Source organism: Rudaeicoccus suwonensis, from assembly GCF_007829035.1.
Taxonomy (GTDB): Bacteria; Actinomycetota; Actinomycetes; order Actinomycetales; family Dermatophilaceae; genus Rudaeicoccus; species Rudaeicoccus suwonensis.
Map to the genome: position 1 here is coordinate 2,294,984 of NZ_VIVQ01000001.1, position 23,848 is coordinate 2,318,831.

General features: G+C 67.2%; 19 protein-coding genes. 8 read left to right on the forward strand and 11 right to left on the reverse strand.

Going from position 1 to position 23,848, the window contains the following annotated elements; genetic code table 11:
• Window positions 1-60 precede the first annotated feature (60 nt).
• The 4 genes from BKA23_RS10470 to holA form a co-directional block, all read right to left on the reverse strand.
• Window positions 61-960: a DegV family protein gene (locus BKA23_RS10470; RefSeq protein WP_145227774.1), complete on the reverse strand. Its 900-nt coding sequence runs from the start codon at window positions 958-960 to the stop codon at window positions 61-63.
• Between the two features lie 7 nt (window positions 961-967).
• Complete coding sequence (gene leuS, locus BKA23_RS10475; protein ID WP_145227776.1) at window positions 968-3,826, reverse strand: leucine--tRNA ligase; 2,859 nt, start codon at window positions 3,824-3,826, stop codon at window positions 968-970.
• A 232-nt stretch (window positions 3,827-4,058) separates the two neighbouring features.
• On the reverse strand, window positions 4,059-4,325 hold the full coding sequence (gene rpsT / locus BKA23_RS10480) for a 30S ribosomal protein S20 (RefSeq protein ID WP_145227778.1): 267 nt from the start codon (window positions 4,323-4,325) through the stop codon (window positions 4,059-4,061).
• Window positions 4,326-4,553: 228 nt separating this feature from the next.
• Window positions 4,554-5,510, reverse strand: a complete 957-nt coding sequence (gene holA / locus BKA23_RS10485) for a DNA polymerase III subunit delta (protein WP_145227780.1) — start codon at window positions 5,508-5,510, stop codon at window positions 4,554-4,556.
• 52 nt (window positions 5,511-5,562) lie between these two features.
• Here holA and purU point away from each other — a divergent pair, with 52 nt between their 5' ends.
• Complete coding sequence (gene purU / locus BKA23_RS10490; protein ID WP_425473773.1) at window positions 5,563-6,414, forward strand: formyltetrahydrofolate deformylase; 852 nt, start codon at window positions 5,563-5,565, stop codon at window positions 6,412-6,414.
• A gap of 12 nt (window positions 6,415-6,426) precedes the next feature.
• On the opposite strand, the gene BKA23_RS10495 is transcribed toward purU, so the two are convergent.
• From BKA23_RS10495 to hflX, 3 genes are all read right to left on the reverse strand, one after another.
• Entirely contained in the window at window positions 6,427-8,826 is a 2,400-nt protein-coding gene (locus BKA23_RS10495) for an ATP-dependent DNA helicase (RefSeq protein WP_145227784.1), read from the reverse strand.
• A 66-nt stretch (window positions 8,827-8,892) separates the two neighbouring features.
• The gene (locus BKA23_RS10500; protein WP_145227786.1) at window positions 8,893-11,577 is read right to left on the reverse strand and encodes an MGH1-like glycoside hydrolase domain-containing protein; all 2,685 of its coding nucleotides are present in this window, start codon (window positions 11,575-11,577) and stop codon (window positions 8,893-8,895) included.
• 101 nt (window positions 11,578-11,678) lie between these two features.
• On the reverse strand, window positions 11,679-13,181 hold the full coding sequence (hflX, locus tag BKA23_RS10505) for a GTPase HflX (RefSeq protein WP_246104570.1): 1,503 nt from the start codon (window positions 13,179-13,181) through the stop codon (window positions 11,679-11,681).
• A 266-nt stretch (window positions 13,182-13,447) separates the two neighbouring features.
• On the opposite strand from hflX, the gene BKA23_RS10510 reads away from it, so the two are divergent.
• Genes BKA23_RS10510 through BKA23_RS10520 form a run of 3 tightly spaced genes read left to right on the forward strand, consistent with a single transcriptional unit; the run spans window position 13,448 to window position 15,952 of the window.
• Window positions 13,448-14,425, forward strand: a complete 978-nt coding sequence (locus BKA23_RS10510) for an ATP-binding cassette domain-containing protein (protein WP_145227788.1) — start codon at window positions 13,448-13,450, stop codon at window positions 14,423-14,425.
• A complete protein-coding gene (locus BKA23_RS10515) occupies window positions 14,422-15,297 on the forward strand; it encodes an ABC transporter permease (protein ID WP_145227790.1) in 876 nt (291 codons plus the stop codon). Before BKA23_RS10510 ends, BKA23_RS10515 begins: the two co-directional genes overlap by 4 nt.
• Before the next feature lie 55 nt (window positions 15,298-15,352).
• Complete coding sequence (locus tag BKA23_RS10520) at window positions 15,353-15,952, forward strand: class I SAM-dependent methyltransferase (protein ID WP_145227792.1); 600 nt, start codon at window positions 15,353-15,355, stop codon at window positions 15,950-15,952.
• Here the strand turns inward: BKA23_RS10520 and dapF are convergent.
• Entirely contained in the window at window positions 15,930-16,799 is an 870-nt protein-coding gene (gene dapF / locus BKA23_RS10525; RefSeq protein WP_246104571.1) for a diaminopimelate epimerase, read from the reverse strand. The genes BKA23_RS10520 and dapF overlap by 23 nt on opposite strands.
• Window positions 16,800-16,803: 4 nt before the next feature.
• The gene (gene miaA, locus BKA23_RS10530; RefSeq protein WP_425473774.1) at window positions 16,804-17,736 is read right to left on the reverse strand and encodes a tRNA (adenosine(37)-N6)-dimethylallyltransferase MiaA; all 933 of its coding nucleotides are present in this window, start codon (window positions 17,734-17,736) and stop codon (window positions 16,804-16,806) included.
• Between the two features lie 126 nt (window positions 17,737-17,862).
• On the opposite strand from miaA, the gene BKA23_RS10535 reads away from it, so the two are divergent.
• From BKA23_RS10535 to BKA23_RS10550, 4 genes are all read left to right on the forward strand, one after another.
• Complete coding sequence (locus tag BKA23_RS10535; protein ID WP_145227796.1) at window positions 17,863-18,873, forward strand: DNA polymerase III subunit beta family protein; 1,011 nt, start codon at window positions 17,863-17,865, stop codon at window positions 18,871-18,873.
• On the forward strand, window positions 18,870-19,157 hold the full coding sequence (locus BKA23_RS10540) for a hypothetical protein (protein ID WP_145227798.1): 288 nt from the start codon (window positions 18,870-18,872) through the stop codon (window positions 19,155-19,157). Before BKA23_RS10535 ends, BKA23_RS10540 begins: the two co-directional genes overlap by 4 nt.
• 74 nt (window positions 19,158-19,231) lie before the next feature.
• A complete protein-coding gene (locus BKA23_RS10545; protein WP_145227800.1) occupies window positions 19,232-20,050 on the forward strand; it encodes a class I SAM-dependent methyltransferase in 819 nt (272 codons plus the stop codon).
• Between the two features lie 76 nt (window positions 20,051-20,126).
• The gene (locus tag BKA23_RS10550; RefSeq protein WP_145227802.1) at window positions 20,127-21,296 is read left to right on the forward strand and encodes an RtcB family protein; all 1,170 of its coding nucleotides are present in this window, start codon (window positions 20,127-20,129) and stop codon (window positions 21,294-21,296) included.
• 22 nt (window positions 21,297-21,318) lie between these two features.
• Here the strand turns inward: BKA23_RS10550 and trpS are convergent, their stop codons facing one another.
• Both trpS and BKA23_RS10560 read right to left on the reverse strand, forming a co-directional pair.
• The gene (gene trpS, locus BKA23_RS10555) at window positions 21,319-22,419 is read right to left on the reverse strand and encodes a tryptophan--tRNA ligase (RefSeq protein ID WP_145227804.1); all 1,101 of its coding nucleotides are present in this window, start codon (window positions 22,417-22,419) and stop codon (window positions 21,319-21,321) included.
• A gap of 171 nt (window positions 22,420-22,590) precedes the next feature.
• The gene (locus tag BKA23_RS10560) at window positions 22,591-23,823 is read right to left on the reverse strand and encodes an MFS transporter (RefSeq protein ID WP_145227806.1); all 1,233 of its coding nucleotides are present in this window, start codon (window positions 23,821-23,823) and stop codon (window positions 22,591-22,593) included.
• Window positions 23,824-23,848 lie beyond the last annotated feature (25 nt).

A 23,848-nucleotide genomic window follows, 5' to 3' on the forward strand; every position in this document is an offset into this window, starting at 1 on the left:
ACCTTCGCTGTGGACGCACGGCCCCACCATGCCGCACACCTCCCGCGATGTACCGCCGGCTCAGCTGAGGTCGTCGCTGATGCTGCTCCTGTGCGCGCTCGGACGTGGCGCCACGACCACGGCGAGGGTGCCCGGCCCGACGTGCGCACCCACGACAGCGCCCACCTCGACCATGAGCACGCGCCCGACCTCCGGAATCTCTCGCGCCAGCCGCTCCGCCAGCACTTCCGCACGATCGCGCGAATCCAGTTGGTGCACAGCAACATCCACGCCGTCGACGTCATCACGCCGCCCCAGCTCAGTGGCCGCGGCCTGCGCATGCGCCTCGAGCCGCGCCAACGCCTTGCTGGCCGTTCTGACCCGCTCCAACGGCTCGATGTGGCCGTCGCGCACGGTGAGCAGTGGCTTGATCGCGAGGGCCGAGCCCACCATGGCCGATGCGCGTCCGATGCGTCCTCCCCGTCTCAGGTGCTCGAGTGTGTCGACGTAGAACACGGTGGTCGATGCTTGCGCATGCCGGCGCGCCGCCTCCGCGACGGCCCCCGCATCTCCTCCGGCCGCCGCCAGATCGGCAGCAGCGAGAACAGCGAAACCCATCGCCATACCTATGGTTTCGCTGTCGACGACGGTCACCGGCACAGGTGCACTTGCCGACGCAAGTTCGGCCGCTGACAGCGTCGCGGACATCTGCGCGGACAGGTGGATCGAGACGATCGCCTCGGCGCCGGCATCAGACAGCTCGGCGTACATTCGGGAGAACGCCGCCGGCGCCGGCCGCGACGTCGACACCGGCACGAACTCCCGCAGCGCGGTCGCGATCTGCTCGGAGGTGACATCGCGCCCCTCCTCGTGGGAGACACCACCGACGGCGACCTGCAGCGGTATGACGTGGATGCCGTGGCGAGCGGCGAGATCGACCGGCAGGTATGCCGTCGAGTCCGTCACCACCGCCACGGTCATCGCAACGTCATCCCGCCACGATGTTGACCAGCTTGGGCGCGCGCACGATCACCTTGCGAATCTGCTTGCCGTCCAACGCTGCCTGGACCTTGGCGCTCTCGCGGGCCAACGACTCGAGGTCGGCTTCGCTGATGTCGGCAGGGACCTCGAGGCGGTCACGCACCTTGCCCTGCACCTGCACCACGCAGGTGACGGTGTCGTCGACCAGCAGCGCCGGGTCGGCCACCGGGAACGGCTCGTAGCTGAGCGTCTGTTCGTGCCCGAGGCGATGCCACAGCTCCTCGGCGATGTGCGGCGCAACAGGTGCGGTCATCAGGATCAGCGGCTCGACGACGGAGCGTGGCGCGGCGCCGGCCTTGGTGACGGCGTTGTTCAGCTCGATCAGTTTGGCGATCGCGGTGTTGAACTGCAACGCCTCGTAGTCGCGTGCTACACCGTCAATCGTCTTGTGCAGCAACCGATTCAGCTGATCCGAGGGAGCATGGTCGGACACGCACAGCTCGCCGGACTCCTCGTCCACGACGACGCGCCACAGCCGCTGCAGGAAGCGCTGCGAACCGACGACTGCGCGGGTCTCCCACGGGCGCGACTGGTCCAGCGGTCCCATCGACATCTCGTAGAGGCGGAAGGTGTCAGCGCCATACTGCTCGCACATCTCGTCCGGGGTCACGACGTTCTTGAGCGACTTGCCCATCTTGCCGTACTCGCGGGTGACGGCCTGCCCATTCCAGGTGTACGTCGTGGCGTCACCTTCGCCGTGCTCCTCCACCTCGGCGGCCGGCACCGGCGCAAGGCGGTGATCGCGATACGTGTACGCCTGCACATAGCCCTGGTTGAACAGCCGACGGAAGGGCTCCCGCGAGCTGACCTCGCCCAGGTCGAAGAGCACTTTGTGCCAGAAGCGCGAGTAAAGCAGGTGCAGGACAGCGTGCTCGACACCGCCGACATACAGATCGACACCGCCAGGGTCACCCGCGACACCGGCACCGGACCCACGGCCCGGGCCCATCCAGTACTCCTCGCAGCCGCGGTCGACGAATCGGTCGGCGTTGTCCGGATCGGTGTAACGCATTTCGTACCAACAGGATCCAGCCCACTGCGGCATCACGTTGGTCTCGCGCGTGTAGGTCTGCACGCCGTCACCCAGGTCGAGTTCGACCTCGACCCAGTCGGTCGCGCGGGACAACGGCGACTCGGGCATCGACTCGGCGTCGTCCGGCTCGTAGGTCTTGGGTGAGTAGTCGGCCACCTCGGGCAGTTGCACCGGCAGCATCGACTCCGGCAGCGCGTGCGCGACGCCATCCTTGTCGTAGACGATCGGGAACGGCTCTCCCCAGTACCGCTGGCGGCTGAACAACCAGTCACGCAGCTTGTAGGTGATGGTGCCGTGACCGGCGCCGACCGACTCCAGGTGCGCGATCACTGCGGCCTTCGCCTCGGCGATTCCCTTGCCGTTCAACGAGATCGATTCGGACTCGGAGTTGATGGCCGGGCCCTCGCCCAGGAACGGCTCGTCGTCGGGGTGACCCTCGCTCGGCTGCACGGTGCGCACGATCGGCAGGTCGTACTTTTTCGCGAAGGCCCAGTCACGTGCGTCCTGCGCCGGCACCGCCATGATCGCGCCGGTGCCGTAACCCATCAGCACGTAGTCGGCGATGAAGACCGGAACCTGTTCTCCCGAAACCGGATTCGTCGCGAAGGCGCCGGTGAAGACACCGGTCTTGGCTTTGTCTTCGTCAGCCTGACGATCCAGATCCGACTTGCGCGAGGTGCTCAACCGGTATGCCGCAACCGCCTCCTTCGGCGTCGCTGCTCCTTCGGTCCACGCCTGCCGGGTCTGCGCAGGCCATGCCACCGGGACGAGTTCGTCGACCAGTGGGTGCTCCGGCGCCAGCACCATGAAGGTCGCACCGAAAATCGTGTCCGGTCGTGTTGTGAAGACCTCGATCGTCGCGTCGCCGGCGGTGAACTCGATCGCGGCGCCGTGCGAGCGGCCGATCCAGTTGCGCTGCATCGCCTTGATCGACTCGGGCCAGTCCAGCAGGTCCAGGTCGTCGATCAGCCGATCGGCATACGCGGTGATCCGCATCATCCACTGCGGCAGGTTGCGCCGGAAGACAGGGAAGTCGCCGACCTCAGTGAGGCCTTCGCCGGTGACCTCCTCGTTCGCGACGACGGTGCCCAGGCCCGGGGCCCAGTTGACCGCTGCGGACGACTTGTAGGCCAGCCGGCGACCGTCGACCTCGGCACGCTGCTCCACCGCGGACAACTGCGCCCACTCGCGGCCGTCGGCGGTCGGGAGTGCTCCGGCCTCGAAGGCGGACACCAGTTCCTCGATCGGGCGTGCCTTGCCGACGCGCTCGTCATACCAGGCGTTGTAGATCCGGGTGAAGATCCACTGCGTCCACTTGTAGAAGCCGGGGTCGATGGTTTGTATGGCGCGGCGGGTGTCATGGGACAGGCCCAACTGGCGCAGCTGCCGGATGTAGTTGGCGATGTTGTCGTCGGTCGTCTTGCGCGGGTGCTGACCGGTGCGGACGGCATACTGCTCGGCCGGCAGCCCGAAGGCGTCGAACCCCATCGTGTAGAGCACATTGCGGCCCATGGCGCGCTGGTGACGGGCGATGACGTCGGTGCCGATGAAGCCCAGCGGGTGTCCGACGTGCAGCCCGACGCCGGAGGGGTAGGGAAACATGTCCTGAACCATGAATTTCGGCTTGTCACCGATCGCCTGAGGATCGGCCCAGGGGCCGCTGGGGTTGGGCGCGTTGAAGGTGCCCTCCTCCTCCCAACGGTCCTGCCATCGGCGCTCGATCTGGTTGGCCAGGGCGGGGGTGTAACGGTGGGCTGGCTGCTGATCGTTCATCGCAAAACTTTCGTCGTCACTGGTGGCTGGCGAAGCGTCGGACCCGCTACATGAAGAAACCCCTCCACGCATGGAAGGGTCAGCCGCGTCGAAGTCCGCTTGGCGTCAACGCGGCCAGCTAAGAAGAAGCAACCGCCGCACGATGCCAGGCTATCGCACGGCCCCTGGGGTATGACGAAGGTCCGGCCCCCAGCCGGGGAACCGGACCTTGCGTGCGTGGTGAGCGCCAGGCTCAGGCGTCGATCGAGTTGACCGACTTCGCCAGTGCCGACTTCTTGTTGGCTGCCTGGTTCTTGTGGATGACGCCCTTGGAGACGGCCTTGTCGAGCTTCTTGGATGCCGTCGCCAGCACCTCGGACGCCTTGGCCTTGTCGCCGGACTCCACAGCCTCGCGGGTCTTGCGGATCCAGGTCCGCAGCTCCGACTTGTAAGCCTTGTTGCGCTCAGTGCGGATCTGGTTGGTCTTGATCCGCTTCATCTGCGACTTGATGTTTGCCACGTAAGAACTTCCTTGGTCGAGAAATGGTGAAGAACTCTGTCATTGAGGGTGACAGACGCGGCAACGGATGGGGCGTGGGGACACCCGGGCGATGCTGCCGCGCTGATTGGTGCTGTCGTGCGCGCACGACCAGAGCGCGCACGCAAGGCACAAAGCTACCAAAAGCGCGCCATCCCGCCCAAATCGAGGCGTGCCCGGCAGGGATCCGATGACGCCGGACTTCGGCGGTCAGCCCTGGCGCTCCCCTGCGATCGTCAGGATGGCGCGCTCCACTGCATACACCGGGTCGCGGCCGCCACCCTTGACGTCGAAGTCGGCAGCAGCGACGGCCTGTATGGCGCGGCCGAGCCGGTCGCCGTCCCAGCCCTGCGCATCGCGCCGCGCGCGGTCGACCTGCCAGGGTGCCATCCCGAGCTCCTTGGCCAGTGCCGCCGACGAACCGCGACCCGCCGTCGCCACCCGCGCGACCTGCCGCAACTGACTGGCCAGCACCGCCACGATCGGCACCGGGTCCACCCCTGACGCGAGCGCGTGGCGGAGCAGTCGCAAAGCCTCAGGAGCATTGCCACCCACCGCGGCGTCGGCGACGCGGAAGCCGGTCGCGTCGACCTTGCCACCGTGATAACGCTCGACATACTCGGCGGTGACAGTGCCTGTGGTGTCGTCGATGAGTTGCTGGCAGGCCGAGGCGAGCTCGCGCAGATCCTTGCCGACCGCCTCGAGCAACGCGCGCACGGCATCGGGCGCCACCGATCGCCCCTGCCGCCGGAACTCGTTGGTGACGAAGGCGGATTTGTCGCGGTCGGACTTGAGCGCGGGAGCATCGATGACGCGCGCGCCCGCCTTCTTCAGCGCATCGAGCGCCTTCTTGCCGCGAACACCACCCTTGTGCTGCACGATGAGCGTGCCGCCGTCGAGACCACCGGACACAACCGTCACGACGTCACTGACGAGATCCTCGCGGGCTTCGTCCAGGTCACGCACGAGCAGCACTTTGGTGCCGCCGAACAGGCTGGGGCTGGCGTGCAGTTGCAGCTCCCCCGACTCGTAGGTCGCTGCGTCGATCCGCACCACCTCGGCACCGGGATCGCCCGCGAGCAACATGTCGATCGTGCTGGCTGCCGCCCGCTCCGCCAGCAGTTGTTCGGGTCCGGCGATGAGCACCAGAGGCGGCAGGTCCGTCATACTCACACTCTGCCATTCGGCACCGACACCGCAGCCACCAACCGAAGGACCGCTGTTGAGCGACCCGTCATACGTCATCACCGCGCAGTGCGAGGACCGCCCGGGCATCGTGCACGCCCTCAGCAGCGTGCTGGTCGACCGCGACATGAACATCGACGAATGCCAGCAGTTCGGCGACCCGCTCACCGGGCGGTTCTTCATTCGCGCCCGCGTGCACGGACCCGCCGACCAGGACGCGCTCAGCGAATGCCTCGAGCCGGTCGCCGAGCGGTTCGGTATGACGTGGGGTCTGTGGCCGGCTGCTCAGCCGATGCGCGCACTGGTCATGGTGTCCGGTCTCGGCCACTGCCTCAGCGACCTGCTCTACCGTCAACAGGCCGGCTCACTGCCAATCGACATCGTCGGCGTCGGCTCGAACCACCTGACCTTCGCCGCGATGGCCGCCGCGCACGACGTGCCGTTCCACCACATCCCGGTCACGGTCGAGACCAAGGCCAGCGCCGAAGCCAGGCTGCTCGAACTCGTCGACGAGTATGACGTCGAACTCGTCGTGCTCGCGCGCTACATGCAGGTGCTGTCGGACGATCTGTGCCGGGCGCTCGCCGGGCGCGCCATCAACATCCACCACTCGTTCCTGCCCAGTTTCAAGGGCGCCCGGCCCTATCACCAGGCGCACGCGCGTGGCGTGAAGCTCATCGGCGCGACCGCGCACTACGTCACGCCGGATCTGGACGAAGGCCCGATCATCGAGCAGGACACCGCACGCATCGACCACGGCTATCGCGCCGAAGCGATGGTCGTGGCGGGCCGCGACGTCGAGACGCAGGTGCTTGCCCGGGCGATCACCTGGCACGCCGAGCACCGCGTGTTCATCAACGGCAGCAGCACCGTCGTACTGCGCTGAGCGCCGCCCTGATCAGGCGATGTCGAGACCGAGGGCCTCCGCGCGGGCCGCGACCGCGTCCACCGGCCGATCGAGATGGTCGGCGAGTTCGGCGAGCCCGAGCCCGAGGTCGGCGCCGTCGCGCAGCTCCTCGTCGTCCTCTGCGCTCCACCCGTCGGCGGGCACGTATGCCGCAGGCGCCTGCGGCACCTCGGATTCGTCCACAGGTGCAGCGACCTGCGGCTCACTGACCCGGGCGGTCTCGGGGTCGGGTGCTTCGGGCGTGATCGCCGCTGGCTCCTCCGCCACAGGACCGGCGCCGTCGGTCATCAGCAGCGTGTCACCCAGAGCGTCGTAGGCGGCGGACTGCTCCAAGCGGTCCGCAGCGGCGGCCGAGCCGAGTGCCGACTCCGCTGTCGCAGATGTATTCCGTTGCCTTGCAGCAGTTTTGGGCTTCACCGACTGATGCAGTCGCGCCGGTTCGTGAACCGGCAGCACGGGCGCGGCGACCTCGTCGAGGCGCTTGAGCGCCTTCAGCACCAGAGCGCGGTCGCTGGTCGGCCAGAACGGTGGCAGCGACTTCTGCAGGAATCCGGCATACCGGGCGGTGACCATCCGGGTGTCCAGGAAGGCGACGACGCCGCGATCGTCGCCGCGACGGATCAACCGGCCCGCACCCTGCGCCAGTCGCAGGGCGGCGTGTGTCGCCGAAACGGCCATGAAGCCGTTGCCGCCACGGCGGGCGATCTCTTGCGAGCGCGCAGACGCCAGCGGGTCGTCGGGGCGCGGGAACGGGATGCGGTCGATGATCACCAACTGGCAGGCTGATCCAGGCACATCGACGCCCTGCCACAGCGTCATGGTGCCGAACAGGCAGGTGCGCCCGTCAGCCGCGAATTGCCGCACCAGCGTGGTGATCTGGTCGTCGCCCTGGCACAGCACTGGGATGTCGTCGCCGAGGCGGGTGCGCATCTCCTCCGCTGCCGCCTTGGCGGCGCGCGTCGAGGAGAACAACCCGAGAGTGCGGCCGCCGGCAGCGCGGACCAGCACCTCGATCTCGTCCAGCGCCGCCGGCGAGAGCCCGTCACGACCGGGAGCGGGCAACTGGGAGGCGACATACGCAATGGCCTGTCGCGGGTAGTCGAACGGCGAACCGACGTCGAGACCGGTCCACTGCGGGCCACCCTCACCGCGCAGGCCGAGCGTGCCCGCCACCGAGTCGAAGGTGCCGCCGAGCTCGAGTGTGGCGGAGGTCATCACGACCGTCCGATCGCCAAAAACCTTGTCGCGCAACAACATTGCGACACTCATGGGTGCGACGCGCAGCACCGCTCCACGCCGCGGGTCCTGGGAGATCCAAACGACGTCGAGTTCACGTCCCTCCAACACGCGGTCGGCGTTGTCGAAGATCTCGTCGACGGCGGCTCGTGCCACCTGTCGCGCGCCGTCGTTGTCGGCCGGCGTCGCGGGCTTCAACTCCGACTGCACCGACCGCGCGGCGTCGCGGACCCGCGCGAGCGCCAATGCCAGCGAGTCGGGCACACCCATGAGTCGGCCTTCGGGAAATCCGCCGAGTAACTCCTGCAGAAGTTCGCCGGCCTCTCGCATCGCCGAGGCATCCGCCATACGACCGCAGCGTCGGGCAGCAGTGGCCACCATCGGACCGGTGAGTTCGTCGGTGATCGTCGAGGTGACCCGGTCGACGAGTTCGTGTGCCTCGTCGACGACGAGCACGTCGTGTTCGGGCAGCATCTGACGCCCTTCGAAGGCGTCGATGGCCATGAAGCTGTGGTTGGTGACGATGACGTCGACGTTCTTGGCGCGTGCTCGCGAGCGTTCGACGAAGCACTCCTGCACCATCGGACACTTCGAGCCGAGGCACTCCTCCGCCGACACCGACACCTGCCGCCAGGCACGCTCACTGACGCCCGGGACGAGTTCGTCGCGCTCACCGGTCTCGGTCTCCTGCGCCCACTCGCGCAGTCGCACGACCTCCTCGCCGATGCGACCCGCGGCGCGATCGACCTCGCCCACCTCGAACAGGCCCTCCTCGTCCTCGGGGTAGCCGCCTTCGATCTTGTGCAGACACAGGTAGTTTCGTCGTCCCTTGACCAAGCCGTAAGTCGGCCGGCGGCCCAGCTCCGGCGCGAGCGCGTCGGCGATGCGCGGCAGATCACGGTCGACGATCTGGGCCTGCAGCGCGAGGGTGGCCGTCGCAACGACGGCAGGCTGCCCGGCGGCCACCGCGTGCTTGATGGCCGGCACGAGATATGCCAGTGACTTGCCGGTGCCGGTGCCTGCCTGCACGAGCAGGTGCGAGCCGCTGGCGATCGCCTGATCGACCGCGCGGGCCATCTTGGCCTGACCGGGCCGGTCGGAGCCGCCCACTCCCCCGATTGCGGCGTGCATGAGCGAATCAAGATCGGCGGGCATCGCACCAGGGTATGCCGTGCCGACGTCACCGCCGGGCGACCATCCACAGAGCCGTGGCGCCTGGTGTCAGCGGCCCGGCATACCGCCCGGAGCGACGATGAGGTGTGCCACCAGCGCGGTCCAGCCGGTCTGGTGGGTGGCACCGAGCCCCGCACCGGTGTCACCGTCGAAATATTCGCTGAAGGTCACGTGCTCATCCCACAGCGGCCCGCTCGGATACCAGCGCGGCGTGCCCGGGCGACGACCGTTCGCGCCGACGCGGAACAGGCTGACCAGGCGCTCGGACAGATCCGCCGCCGCTGCACCGATGGAGCGTTTGTCACCCGACCCGGAGGGATCCTCGACCAGTTCGTCCGGGTAGGCCGCCGCATACGACCACATCGCGTCGAGCAGCAGATAGTTCACCGGAAACCACACCGGGCCACGCCAATTGGAGTTGCCACCGAACAGGCCCGTGTCGGACTCGGCCGGGTTGTAGCGGATGGAGAAGTCGCCACCGTCGATGTCCATGCTGAACTGCTCACGGTACTGCGCCGACAGAGATCTGATGCCGTGCGGCGACAGGAACTCCGACTCGTCGAACATCCGCTTCACCAAGCGGACCCGGCGACTCCGCCCGACCAGTGTCAGCGTCATACGTGCGTCGTCGTGCAGCTCGTGGTGGATCAGCACGTCGGCCAGTCCGGGGTCGCGCCGTTCGACCCAGTCGACCTCCTTGATCAGCGAGGGCAACTCGACCATCAGCGCCGGGTGCACCGACTCGACAGCGATCAGCGGCAGCAGGCCGACCAGCGAGCGCACCGGCAGCTGTTCGGAGGATCCATCGGTATGCACGATCGAGTCGTAGAAGAAGCCGTCGTCCTCGTTCCACAGCGAGATGCCACGGCTGCCGAAGTTCTCCAGTGCACCGGTCAGCCGCAGGAAATACTCGAAGAAGGTGCGCGTGGTGGAGTCCCATCCGTCGGTGTGACGGGTCAGCTCCACCGCGATGCGCAGCATGGACAGGGCGTAGAACGCCATCCAGCTCGTGGCATCCGACTGCTCCAACCGCATCCCGTCCGGCAGCGGCTGCGAGCGGTCGAACAGGCCAACGTTGTCCATGCCGAGGAAGCCGCCCTCGAACAGGTAAGTCCCTTCAGAATCCTTGCGATTGACCCACCAGGAGAAGTTGAAGAGCAGCTTGGTGAACACTCGCACCAGGAAGCCGCGGTCGGTGCCGCCATCGACGGTGAACACCTGCCACGCAGCCCAGGCGTGCACCGGTGGGTTGACGTCGTTGAAGTTCCACTCATATGCCGGCAGCTGACCGTTCGGGTGCTGTGCCCACTCGCGCACCATGAGTTCGACCTGCGACTTGGCGAAGTCAGGGTCGATCTGTGCGAGGGGAACCGTGTGGAAGGCGAGATCCCACGAGGCGAACCACGGGTACTCCCACTCGTCGGGCATCGAGATGACGTCGGCGAGGTCGAAATGGGTCCAACTGCTGTTACGACCTGTCTTGGGGTCGCGGCGGGCAGCCGGAGGCGTCGGCTGCGCCGGGTCACCCTCCAGCCACTCGTGCACCGAATACCTGAAAAGCTGCTTCCCCCAGAGCAATCCGGCGAAAGCGCGACGTGCGATATGAGCATCCTCGGCCGTCGTCGTCGCTGGAATCACCGCAGCGTAGAACTCATCTGCCTCGGCGCGACGTTCGGCGATCACCTCGTCGAAACCGGCTCCGAAAGCAGTGCCGACCGCGGGCGCCTCGAAGGGCGCACTGTCGGCCTCGCTTCCTGCTGCGACCGCGCGCATCCGCAGCCGGACGGTCTGACTGGCGCCGGGCGCAATGGCGTCGAAGTGCCACCAGAAGCCGACCTTGGTGCCGTGGTCGTCGCGGGTACGTGATGGATCGCCGTGCACGATCGCAGTGTCGATGCCATTCTTCGGACAGTCGCTGGCGTTAGCCGAACCCCACAGCGACTCAGCATCGGTCTCGTTGTCACAGAAGAGAATTCGCGGGTCGCCATCTGCTTCGATCTCGTAGGTGCCGAGCCAGGCATGCTCGGCTCGGACCACCGGCCCGTCGAGAGCCAGGGAGGGCGCGCGATCGTCGCGGCCCCAGGCCCACGTGTTGCGGAACCACGCCTGGGGTACGACGTCGACCGGTGCTGCGTCAGGCCCATGGTTGGTGACCGTGACCTCCATCAGCACATCGGTCGGACTCGCCTTTGCATAGGTGACGGTCACGTCGAAAAACCTGTTGTCGGCGAGGACCCCGGTGTCGGTGAGCTCGTACTCCGGGTCGAGCTTGCCACGAGAAGCGTTGCCGGCCAACAGATCCGCATAGGGGAAGGCGGCTTGCGGGTAGCGGTAGAGCCAGGACGCGAACGAGTGCGTCGGCGTCGCATCGGTCGGCCACCAGATCTCTTTGACGTCTTCGCCGTGGTTGCCCTGGGCGTTGGTCAGCCCGAAGTAGCGCTCCTTGAGCCGGTCGTCGTGGCCGTTCCACAGCGCGATACCGAGGTTGAGGAATCCGAAGCGGTCACAGAGCCCCGCCATACCGTCCTCGCCCCATCGATAGGCGCGTCGGTGCGCATGGTCGAACGGCAAGTAGTCCCAGGCGTTTCCGTCCTCCGAGTAGTCCTCACGGACGGTGCCCCACTGGCGACCGGACACGTAGGGCCCCCACAGACGCCACGCTGCGTCGGGTCCGGAGGATGCCGCGAGTCGGTCGTGCTCGGCGGAGGTCGCGGGTGCGGGTGTGGTCGTCACGGAATCGAGACTGCCACGGTCACACCCACCGTGGCCGTCCGGCACCTGCGAATCCGTCGAGAAGGCTCGCGGTCGTCAGGACGTGGGAGTCGCCGACCCGGTCAGAGCACGTATGCCGCAAGCTCGGCCTGCAGGGTCGGCGTCACTTTGGCGTGCACATGGGTGCCCTCGGCCGTGTGCTCGGTGTCGAGCACCTCACCTTCCTCGTGCAGGCTGCTCAGCAGGTCGCCGCGGTCGTAGGGCAGCAGCACCTCGATGCGGATCTGCGGTCGCGGAAGTTCGGCCGCGATCAACTCGAGAAGTTCGGCGAATCCACTTCCGGTGCGGGCAGATACAGCGATCGCATGCTTCTCGCCACGCAACAGCCGGTCGAGCACCTCGGGGTCGGCGACGTCGGCCTTGTTGACGACGATGACCTCTTTCACGTCGTGTGCACCGACGTCGGCGAGCACTTCGCGCACCGCGCTGATCTGTGACTCGGGGTCGGGGTGCGAGCCGTCGACCACGTGCAGCAGCAGGTCGGAGTCGGCGACTTCCTCCAGCGTCGAACGGAAGGCCTCGACGAGTTGATGTGGCAATTCGCGGACGAAGCCCACTGTGTCGGCGAGGGTGTAATGCCGCCCGTCGGCGGTCTCGGCCCGTCGCACGGTCGGATCGAGGGTGGCGAACAGCTGGTTCTGCACGAGCACGCCGGCACCGGTGAGTCTGTTGAGGATCGAGGACTTGCCGGCGTTGGTGTAGCCGGCGATCGCGACCGACGGCACGGAGTTCGCGCGACGCGAGTGGCGCTTGGTGTCGCGCATGGTCTTCATCCCGGTCAGCTCGTGCTTGAGCTTGCTGATGCGGGTGTTGATGCGTCGCCGGTCGAGCTCGATCTTGGTCTCACCGGGGCCACGGGAGCCCATGCCCTGGCCACCAGCGGCCTGGCCACCGGCCTGCCGGGACATCGACTCACCCCAGCCGCGTAGGCGCGGGAGCAGGTACTGCAGTTGCGCGAGTTCGACCTGTGCCTTGCCCTCTTTGGACTTGGCATGCTGGGCGAAGATGTCGAGGATCAGCGCGGTGCGGTCGATGACCTTGACCTTGACGACGTCCTCCAGGCCGCGCCGCTGGCTCGGTGTGAGTTCGGCGTCGGCGACGACGGTGTCGGCGCCCTCGGCGATGACGATGTCGCGCAACTCCTGCGCCTTGCCCGAGCCCATCCAGGTGCCCGGGTCCGGCTTCTGCCGCCGCTGCAGCACCCCGGCCAGCACGGTGGACCCGGCTGTCTCGGCGAGCGCGGACAGTTCACGCAGTGAGTTCTCGGCGTCGAGCGCCGTGCCGTCGCCCCACACGCCGGCCAGCACGACCCGCTCAAGACGCAGCTGGCGGTACTCGACCTCGGTGACGTCCTGCAGTTCGGTGGACAGTCCCGCGACACGTCGCAGGGCGGCGCGCTCCTGACGGTCGAACTGGTCTCCATCGGCGCCGGAGTCCTCGATCAGAAAACCGTCGGAGTCGTAGCGGGGGTCGTGGTCGGCCTCGGCAGCCAGAGCGGCGGCGCGACCATCGAGCAGATCGGGGCGGGCGGCCATCGCGCCTCCAGGGGTGTGTGTTTCGGTCATGTTCTCCTCAGGTTCGCAAAGGTGAACGCCATACGCGAATTCTTTATGCCGATCAGCGGGCGCGTCGAACCATTCGTGCCGCACCGCACTGCTCGTACCCGCTCGGACCCGCACGCACCCGCGCGTGTCGCGTCATGCGGACTCGCACCGCTCACGAGATGTCGCTGCTGGTCGTCACCGGTGCAGAGAACCGGCACATGCCGACATCTCGCGACCACAAATCTGGCAGGAGCGCGCCAGACTGCGCCCCTACACTCGGCGTCCTGATGACAGACGACAACGGCCAGGATGCGCGGGCGGCATACACGATCCACACGCAGGGCCTCGCCAAAACCTATCCGGGCTCGGACACCCCGGCCGTCGCGGGGATCGACCTCGACGTGCGCAGCGGGGAGATCTTCGGCCTGCTCGGCCCCAACGGAGCCGGGAAGACGACCACTGCGGGGATGCTGACCACCCGCGTCGTGCCGACCGCCGGCCATGCCTATGTCGGCGGTGTCGACGTCGCCCGGCATCCGTCGCTGGTCAAGCAGATCACCGGCATCGTGTCCCAGCAGAACACCCTCGACCGGCAGCTGACCGTGCGCGAGAACCTCTACTTCCACGGCCGGCTGTTCGGCATCTCCGCAAAGCAGTCACGCGCCACCGCCGACGAATTGCTCGAGCAGTTCCACCTGGCCAAGTGGGCGGACCGTTCGGTCTTCACCCTGTCGGGCGGTATGGCGCAGCGCCTCATGGTCGCGCGGGCGATCTTCCACCGACCGGCCGTGCTGTTCCTGGACGAGCCCACCGCCGGCCTGGATCCGCAGAGCAGGCTGGCACTGTGGGAGAAGCTGCAGGAGCTCAACGCCGCCGGCCAGACCATCCTGCTGACGACGCACTACATGGAGGAAGCCGACCAGTTGTGCGACCGGGTGGCGATCATGGATCACGGCAGCATCCTGGCACTGGGCACACCCGCCGAACTCAAGCAGCGCGTCGCCGCGGACACCGTCGTGACGATTCGTTCCGACGCCGATCCACAGACCTTGCAGCAACTGCTCACCGACGAGTTGCCCGAGCTGTCCGCGGCGCGAGTGCGTGAGGATGCGCTTGAGTTGCACGTGCGCAACACCGAACGACTGGTCCCGCGCATCGTGCTGGCAGCGGAGGCAGTCGGCGTCGGCATACAGGATCTGTCGGTCGCCGAACCGAGCCTGGAGACGGTGTTCATCGACCTGACCGGAAAGGACCTGCGCGAATGAGCTCACCCGCCACCTCCTCCGCGGCCATCACCGACCGGCCCACCCGATCGGTGACGCGTTCGAGCTGGACAGCTCTCGGTGCACTCATGCTGCGCGATGTCGTCGTCTTGCGAAAACACTGGTGGGAGTTCGTGATTCGCACACTCATCCAGCCGTTCCTGCTGTGCTTCGTGTTCCTCTATGTCTTCCCCAAGATCGGCCAGGGCGTCGGCGGAGGCCATGGCGCGAAGGCCGAATCCGGCTTCGCGACCGTGCTCGTTCCCGGCGTCGTCGGCATCTCGATCATGTTTCAGGGTGTCCAGTCGATCGCGCTGGCGATGGCGCAGGAGTTCGGCTACACACGCGAGATCGAGGACCGTGTCCAGGCGCCCTGCCCGATCTGGCTGGTCGCGATCGCGAAGGTGCTCTCGGGTGCGGTGCAGGGGCTGATCTCGGCGATCATCGTGCTGCCCATCGCCTCGGTGGTGCACGCACCCGGCGTCCGCGCCAACCTCGATCTGCACTGGCTGGTGATCCTGACCCTGGTGCCGCTGTGCTGCGTGGCGATGTCCGGTCTCGGACTCCTGCTCGGCACCACCTTCGAACCACGCAACATCGGTCTGATGTTCGGCTTCATCATCCTGCCGATCACCTTCCTCGGCGGCACGTACTACTCGTGGACAAAGCTATCACCGGTGACGATCGGCGGCTTTCACTGGCTGCAGACGCTCGTGCTGATCAACCCGCTGATCTACGTCAACGAGGGCATGCGCGCGGCCTTCACCGCAGGCCCGCACATGCATCTGTGGGCGGTCTATCCGGTGATCGTCGCGTTCGGGGCCGGCTTCCTGACGTTGGGGCTGCGCAACTTCCGGCGCCGGGTGCTGTCCTGAACAATCACCGCGCACGTATGACGATCCGCGTCCCGCCGGTAGCCTCATCGACGCCATGAGCGACCACTACTTCTCCGCCCAACCGGCCAGTCCCGACGAACGCCGCACGATCAACGTGCCGCTCGCCGGTCGAACCCGCGCGGTGCAGGTGGCGCCGGGCGTCTTCTCCGCCGAGCGTATCGACCAGGGCACCTCGGTGCTGCTGCAGCATGCGCCGTTGCCGCCCAGCGACGGGACCTTCCTGGACATCGGGTGCGGCTGGGGACCGATCGCGCTGTCGCTGGCGCTGCACTCCCCCGATGCGGCTGTGTGGGCGGTCGACGTCAACGAGCGCGCCCGCGATCTCACGCACATGAACGCCATCTCGTTGGGCTGCAACCATATTCACGTTGCTGCACCGGACGACGTGCCCGGCGACGTCCGGTTCGACGTGATCTGGTCGAACCCGCCGATCCGCGTCGGCAAGGACGTGCTGCACGACCTGATGTCGACCTGGCTGCCGCGTCTGGCCCGGGGCGGCAGCGCGTATCTCGTGGTGCAGCGCAACCTCGGTTCCGACTCGCTGCAGCGGTGGCTGGTCGACCAGGGTCATGCCACCGAGCGATTCACCAGTGTGCGCGGCTTCCGGATCCTCAGGGTCGCGGCGGCAGCGTGACAGTGCCTTCGGCGACCAGCGCCGCCGGGCCCGACAGCCAGACGCGATCGCCGTCGATGCGCACCCCGAGACGTCCGCCCGGCACATCGACATTCCACGCGAGCTGATCCAGCGGCTGCCCCGCCCACCACCAGGTCGCGATGGCCGCGGCTGCAGCGCCGGTGCCGCAACTGCGGGTCTCGCCCGCGCCGCGCTCGTGCACACGCATGCTCACCTGGCCCGGCTCGACCGCTCGCACGAACTCCACATTCGAGCCGTGCTCGGGATGCGGGTCGATGTGGGGCGCAGCGCTCAGATCCAGACCACCGAGGTCGACGTCCTGCGGCAACGCCACGACGGTGTGCGGGTTGCCGAGGTCGAGGCTCAACGCGGGCAAGGGCACCGGCGCGCCGACGACTTGCACGACACTGTCCATGCCCCGCTCGGCGGCCTCGGCCGGACGCGTCAGCCGCCACGGCCCCAGGTCGGTGCTGAACCCGTCACCCACCGTCAGCACCCGCTTGACCCCGGCACGGGTGGCGATGTCGAACTCGCTGCCGCTGACCAGATGGTGATCGACCAGGTATTTGGCGAAGACCCGCGTGCCGTTGCCGCACATCTCGGCGATCGAACCGTCGTGATTGCGGTAGTCCATGAACCACTGCGCCTCGCCGGAGTCATCGCGAATCTCCTCTGGCGCCAACGCAATCGGCACGACGCGGATGAGTCCGTCCGCGCCGATTCCGCTACGCCTGTCGCACAGGAAGGTCACCTCCCGCGCGTCAAGATCGGGGGCGTCGTCATCGGGGGGCAGCAGCACGAAGTCGTTGAGAGTGCCGTGGCCTTTGGCGAATCGCAGCGTCGTCACCACGTCATTGTGTCCGACCGCCACTGTCGACGATGTCGAGAGCCCGTTGCAGCAGATGCGGATCGTCATACGGCAGCCAGTTGATGCGTGGATCGGCACCGAACCACGAGTCCTGACGCTTGGCGAACTTCCTTGTCAATGCTGCTGTTTCGGCCTGTGCTTCATCTTGGTTCAGCCGACCGTCGAGCTGGGCCAGTGCTTGCGCATAGCCGATGGCGCGGCTTGCGGTGCGTCCCTCACGTATGCCGGCGGTGTCGAGACCGCGCACCTCCTCGAGGAGGCCATCGGCCCACATGCGGGCCACCCGTCGCTCGATGCGGTCGTGCAACGTGGGTCGGTCGATCCGCAGGCCGATCATCACCGCGGGCCGCAGGAACTGCCGCCGCGGCATGGTCGCGCTGAAGCGCCGGCCGGTGAGTTGGATGACCTCGAGGGCACGCACGATGCGACGACCGTTCGTGGGCAGGATCTGGGCTGCGGCCTGCGGATCCCGTTGCGCAAGTTCGGCATACAGCTCGGCGACGCCACGGGCGGCAAGCGCGGCCTCCCACGCGGCGCGCACCTGCGGTTCCGTCGGTGGGATCTGCAGGTCGTCGAGGGCGGCGCGACCGTAAAGACCCGAGCCTCCCACCAGCACCGGACGACGGCCACGGCTCTCGATCTGCTGCATCACCGACCGCGAATCACGTTGGTATGCCGCAACACTCGCCTCATCGCGCACGTCGAGGACGTCTAGCAGATGGTGCGGCACGCCACCACGCTGCGCGATCGGTAGCTTGGCCGTGCCGATGTCCATGCCGCGGTAGAACTGCGAGGCGTCGGCGTTGACCACCTCACCCCGGAGGGCCTGCGCCAACGCGACTCCCAGGTCGGACTTACCCGTTGCTGTCGCACCGACGACGGCGACGATGGGGGCTGGAGCACTCACGCCTGCCAGTGTGGCAAACCGCGCGCCGACCGAACCGCACCGCGCCGCATCGGCGACCGCTCGCGCCTTTGCGAACATCAGCCGGAGCCGCGCGAGGTTGACCCTGCACCTGGTCGAGAGTGTTGGATCTGGCACATGGACGACCTGCTCTCGATCGGAGAATTCGCGCGGCGCAGCGGCCTCAGCGTGAGCGCGTTGCGCTTCTACGACCGTGAGCGCGTGCTGGTGCCGACGGTCGTCGACCCGGCAACGGGCTACCGCCGGTACACCATTGACCAGGTCCGGACCGGGGTGGTGATCGCTTCGCTGCGGAGGGTGCAGATGTCGGTGGATGACATCCGCACGATCGTGGAACTCGGCGACGACACGGGCAGCGTCGTCGATCTGCTCGACCTGCATCTGGGCCGGCTCGAGGACGGCTTTGCGCAGGCACGACGTGAGATCGCCGCGGTCAAGGCACGGCTTGCAGACGATGCGGCTGCGATCGAGGTGGTCGTCAGTGCACCCGGTCTGCTGCGGGCGCTGGATGCGGTGCGTTTCGCGGCCGGCGACGACCCCGCCTATTCGATGCTGCACGCCATCCAGTTGCGTCTGACCCCGCAGGAGTGCCGCGTTGTCGCCACGGATCGTTACCGCCTCGCCATGCATCGCACCGCATGTCTGACCGCGAATGTGCCGGAGGCGGGCGCTGCGTCATACGTGCGCGATCTGGTCGTGCCCCTCGCGTGGATTGACGAGGTGATGGAAGTGCTTGAAACACAGGATGATTCGCGTGTCACGCTTCACGCGAGCGGTGGTCGGGTGCGCGTGGATTGCGGGCCGGTCGGCCTCGAAACCCGCACGCTCGACGTCGTCTTCCCGGACGTCGACACCGTGCTGGGCGCCGCTCCGACCGGCACCGCCACCACCATCGACCTCGGTCAGCTGCGGAAGACCGAAGATGCGCGGACCCTGCTCGTCGATGACGACACCCACGTCAACCGGGCGTTCCTGCTCGAGGCTGTGACCGCCGCCGGAGGGCAGGCGACGCTGCGACTCGACGGACCGATCGCACCGTTGGCGATCCACGGGATCGACGGGGCGATGTCGCTGCTGATGCCGATCCGCCCCGAGGACGAGGACGCGAACGAGGTCGGTCGAGCGTGAGCGTGCTGGTGCACCTGTGTCGTGGGTGCGGTCACCATGGCGACTGGCATCTGCCGCGCAACGCGGGATACACCGGATGCCAGTGCTGCCGAGCCGGCGCCGTCGAGCTCGATCCAATGCCCGTGCTGCAGGAGACGTTCGCGATGCCTGGGTGGAGTCCTGAACCGCTGTGGGCGCCCGGCACTGCGCGCAACCCCGGCACCATGCATGCCAGCACGACCTGCTCCTGCGATGCATGCACGGCCGCCTTCGAGGCACTGACCGGACGCGCCGAGGCCGGCTGACTGTCCACTACTGAGACGGCAACCAGCGCTAAATCCGTTGCGCCACAGTCGGTTTCTGGACGACGATGGCCTGCATGACCGACTACCTGTCGCTGAACCGCGCCAACTGGGACGACCGCGCCGCAGCACACGCTGCGAGCGTGGACTATGACGTTGCCCGCTTGGTGTCCGGCGAGCGCCGGCTCAGCGACGTCGTCGAATTCGACGTGCCGCGCCTGGGTGACATCGACGGGCTGGACGTCGTCCACCTGCAGTGCCACATCGGCACCGACACGCTCTCACTCGCCCGACTGGGCGCGACCGTCGTCGGTCTCGACCTGTCGCCAGAGTCGCTCGCGCAGGCTCGCCGCATCGCCGACGAGGCGGGGCTGACCGTCGACTTCGTCGAATCCGAGGTGTATGCCGCGCCGACGGCTCTTGGCGGACGCACCTTCGATCTGGTCTACACCGGCATCGGCGCGCTCTGCTGGTTGCCTTCGATCGAGCGGTGGGCCGCAACGGTTGCGGCTCTGCTGCGTCCAGGCGGGCGGCTGTTCATCCGTGAAGGGCACCCGATGCTGTGGTCGATGGGCGAATCCGAAACCGCCGTCCAGGTCGAATACCCCTACTTCGAGCAATCCGAACCGCTCGTCTTCACCGACGGCGGCACCTATGTCGAGACCGACCACCAGTTCACCGCCAACACCACGGTGGAGTGGAATCACGGCCTCGGTGAGATCGTCACGGCTCTGCTCGACCACGGATTTGCCATCACCGCGCTCGTCGAGCACGACAGCGCGCCGTGGTGCGCCCTGCCCGGCCAGATGGTCGCGGACGACCGCGGCGAATGGCGCCTGAGCGATCGACCGCAACGTCTCGCCGCCACCTACACCCTGCAGGCTCGCAAAACCTGACCCGATCTTGTTCTTCGATCGGGCACCCAGCCATCGGCTGGGTGCCCGATCGCGTTGCACGAAAAGGAGATGCACCATGCAAGAGCTGACGCCGAAGCTGCTCAGCTGGGCTTCGATCATCGAGGATTCCACGCGCGACCAGGCGGTGACGACAGCGAGTATGCCGTTCATCCATCCTCACGTCGCGCTGATGCCGGACGCACACCTCGGACTCGGGGCGACCGTGGGCTCGGTCATCCCGACGCTGGGAGCGGTGATGCCGGCAGCCGTCGGAGTCGACATCGGCTGCGGCATGATCGCCGTGCGCACCCAGTTCACCGCATCCGACCTGCCGCAGGATCGGGCAGTGATCCGTCACTCGATCGAGCGGTCCATTCCGCTGAGCGCAGGCGGTTTCAACCGGACGATTCGGCAGGAGCACACGCAGCGTCGGATCGAAGAGCTGACCATGCTCGCCTCCGACGCGGGTGTCGAGCCCGACTCGCACGCGTCCAAGTGGCGGATGCAGTTGGGCACGCTGGGTTCGGGCAACCACTTCATCGAGGTGAGCCTGGACGAGACAGACCAGGTGTGGTTGTTCCTGCACTCGGGATCGCGCGGTGTCGGCAACCGGATCGCCCAGCACCACATCAAGATCGCACAGAAGCTGTGCGATCAGTGGTGGATCCCGTTGCCGCACAAGGATCTTGCGTACCTCGTCGAGGGCACGGCCGAGTTCGACGCGTACATCCGTGACCTTCGCTGGGCGCAGCACTTCGCGCTGCTCAACCGCGAGGAGATGATGGACCGGGTGATCCACGACGTGGGGCACTGGGTCGGCGAGCCGGTCCGCGAGAGCGAGCGCATCAACTGCCATCACAACTACACCGAGCAGGCCAAGCACTTCGGCCGCACGGTATGGCTGTCGCGCAAGGGAGCGATCGACGCGTCCACCGGTCGCGCCGGATTGATCCCGGGCTCGATGGGCACTGCGTCATACGTCGTGGCCGGCAAGGGCAACCCGCTGTCGCTCAACTCGGCCCCGCACGGTGCCGGACGCACGTACTCCCGCTCGCGCGCCCGGCGCACCTTCACCCAGGAGCAGCTCCGGACGGCGATGCAGGGCATCGAGTACCGCGATACCGACGCCTTCATCGACGAGATCCCGCAGGCCTACAAGGACATCGACGTGGTGATGCAGGACGCGACCGACCTGGTCGAGGTGCGGCACACCCTGCGGCAGATCGTCAACGTCAAGGGCGACTGATCGGCAGACCGGTCGCTCGCTCTCAGTAGGTCATGCCCATCGCCTCGCGGACGTCACGCAATGTGGCGTCCGCGATGGCGTTGGCGCGCGAGTTTCCGTCTTGCAGAACGGATCGCAGGTGACCGGGCTCGGCGATGAGGGCTGCGCGACGACGCCGGTGAGCGGCGAGACCATCGTTGACCACATCGGTCAGCAGTCGCTTCAACGAGGCGGCGCCACCGTCACCGATCTCGTCGGCGATCTGCCCGGGCTCGCGATCGGTGAACAGGCCGATCATGGTCAGCATGCTCGCGATCTCCGGTCGGCCGACCGGATCGAAGGTGATGCGTCGTTGCGCATCGGTGCGTGCGCGTCGGATCCGGGCGGCCGTCTCGTCGGCGGTCATCGACAAGGCGATTCCGTTGCCGCGGCTGGTCGACATCTTGGTGCCGTCGAGTCCCGGCAGCATTGCCGCGTCGGTCATCAGCGCGTCGGGCTCGGTGAAGACCTCGGCATACCTGGCGTTGAACCGGCGAGCGATGACGCGTGTCTGCTCGATGTGCGGCAGTTGGTCGCGGCCCACGGGCACGATGGTGCCGTGGCAGAACAGGATGTCGGCCGCCTGGTGTACCGGATAGGTCAGCAGCAGTCCGCTGAGCGCGCGGTCACCGGTGGCGGCGAGTTCGGCCTTCACCGTCGGATTGCGGTGCAGCTCGGCCTCGGTCACCAGCGACAGGAAGGGCAGCATCAGCTGGTTGAGGGCGGGCACGGCGGAGTGCGCGAAGATCGTCGAGCGCTGCGGGTCGATGCCGGTGGCGAGGTAGTCCGCGACCTGCCCCAGGACATGGTCCTCGATGTCGCCGACATCGTCGCGGTCGGTGATCACCTGATAGTCGGCAACGAGCACGAAGGTGTCGATGCCCTTGTCCTGGAACGCAACCCGCGACTTCAGCGTCGCGAACAGATGGCCGATGTGCAGCGGGCCGGTCGGACGATCGCCGGTCAGCACCCGCAGTCGGTCACGGCCGGGCGCGGCCGGATCGTCGATCATCGCCTGCAGCCGGGCGCTCCTGGCTCGTGCCGTGCTGTATGACGCATCAGCGCCGGCGTCGTGCAGCTCGTCCTGCTCGTGAATGGTGGTCATGGTGATTCCTCCGCATGGTCTTGCCCACGCGTGGAGTCATCGTCATACGACAAACGCCGCCCGTGGGCGGCGTTGATGGATAACAGAATTCGTCAGCGGCCGCCGGTCAGGGCAGCCACCAGTTGGTGCGCGTGACGAGATCCATGCCTCGAAGTGTATGCCGCAGAACGGTCATGCCGTGACCGCGGTCGCGCGTCGAGTCAGCGACGGGATCGCCACTCCGATCGCCAGCGCGCAGACGACAAGCGCTGCGACATACCCGGTCGTGCCGTTCCAGTGCGCCGCGCTGTAGGCGACACCCACCACGGCGCCGAGCACGGAACTGCCGACGTAGTAGGCGAACAGGTAGAGCGAACTCGCCTCGGCGCGGTGCTCGACCGCGATCAGCCCGACCCAGCCGCTGGCGATGGCATGCGCGGCGAAGAAGCCCGCGGTGAACAGCAGCATCCCGAGCAGCACCCACACCAGTTGTCCCGGCAGGGTCAGCAGGAGCCCTGCGAGGGTCATTGCTTCGGCGGCGAGCAGCGTACGCTGGCGGCCCCAGCGGTCGGCGACACGACCAGCGACCGACGACGACACCGTGCCCGACAAATACATCAGGAAGACCAGCCCGACGATCGACTCCGGAAGACTGAACGGCGCTGCCAGCAAACGGTATCCGAGCATGTTGTAGACCGAGACGAAACCACCCATGAGCAGGAATCCGGTCGCGAACAGCGCCACCAGCGCGGGGTTTCGCAGATGTCCCAGCACCGCGCGCGAGGTGTCGCGCAGACCCACCGGCTGCGGCCGGAAGTACACCGATGACGGTGCCAACCGGATGAAGACCGCAGTGAACGCCAGCGCGACCAGTGCTGCGGCGGCCATCGCCCACCGCCAGTTGGAGACATCGAGGGTGAACGATGCGATCAGCCGGCCGGCGAGACCACCGACCGTCGTTCCGGCGATATACCGCCCCATCGCCGCGCCCAAGTGATCTCGATGCACCTCCTCGGCCAGGTAGGCCATCGCCGTGGCGGGAACACCTGCCAGCGCCACGCCCTGGATTCCCCGAAGCACCACCAGCACCGACATCGAGGGAGCCAGCGGCGCGATGAGACCGATGATGGCCGATGCAATTGCCGAACCGGCCATGATGCGGGTGCGCCCGAAACGTTCTGACAACGCGCTCACCGGGATGATCGCCAGCGCCAACAGCCCCGTGGTTGCGGACACCGACAGCGCGGCGCCTGCCGGTGACACGTGAAAGGACGTCGACAACGCGGGCAGCACCGCTTGAGCGCAGTACATCGCCACAAAGGTGGTCATGCCTGCGGCAAAGAGCGCGATCGTGATGCGCCGGTAGCCCGCTTCGCCTCGCCGGTATCCGGCCGGGTCGAGTGCTGCCATCGGTGTCGTCGCCATACGTCGATTGTGTGACGTCTTCACT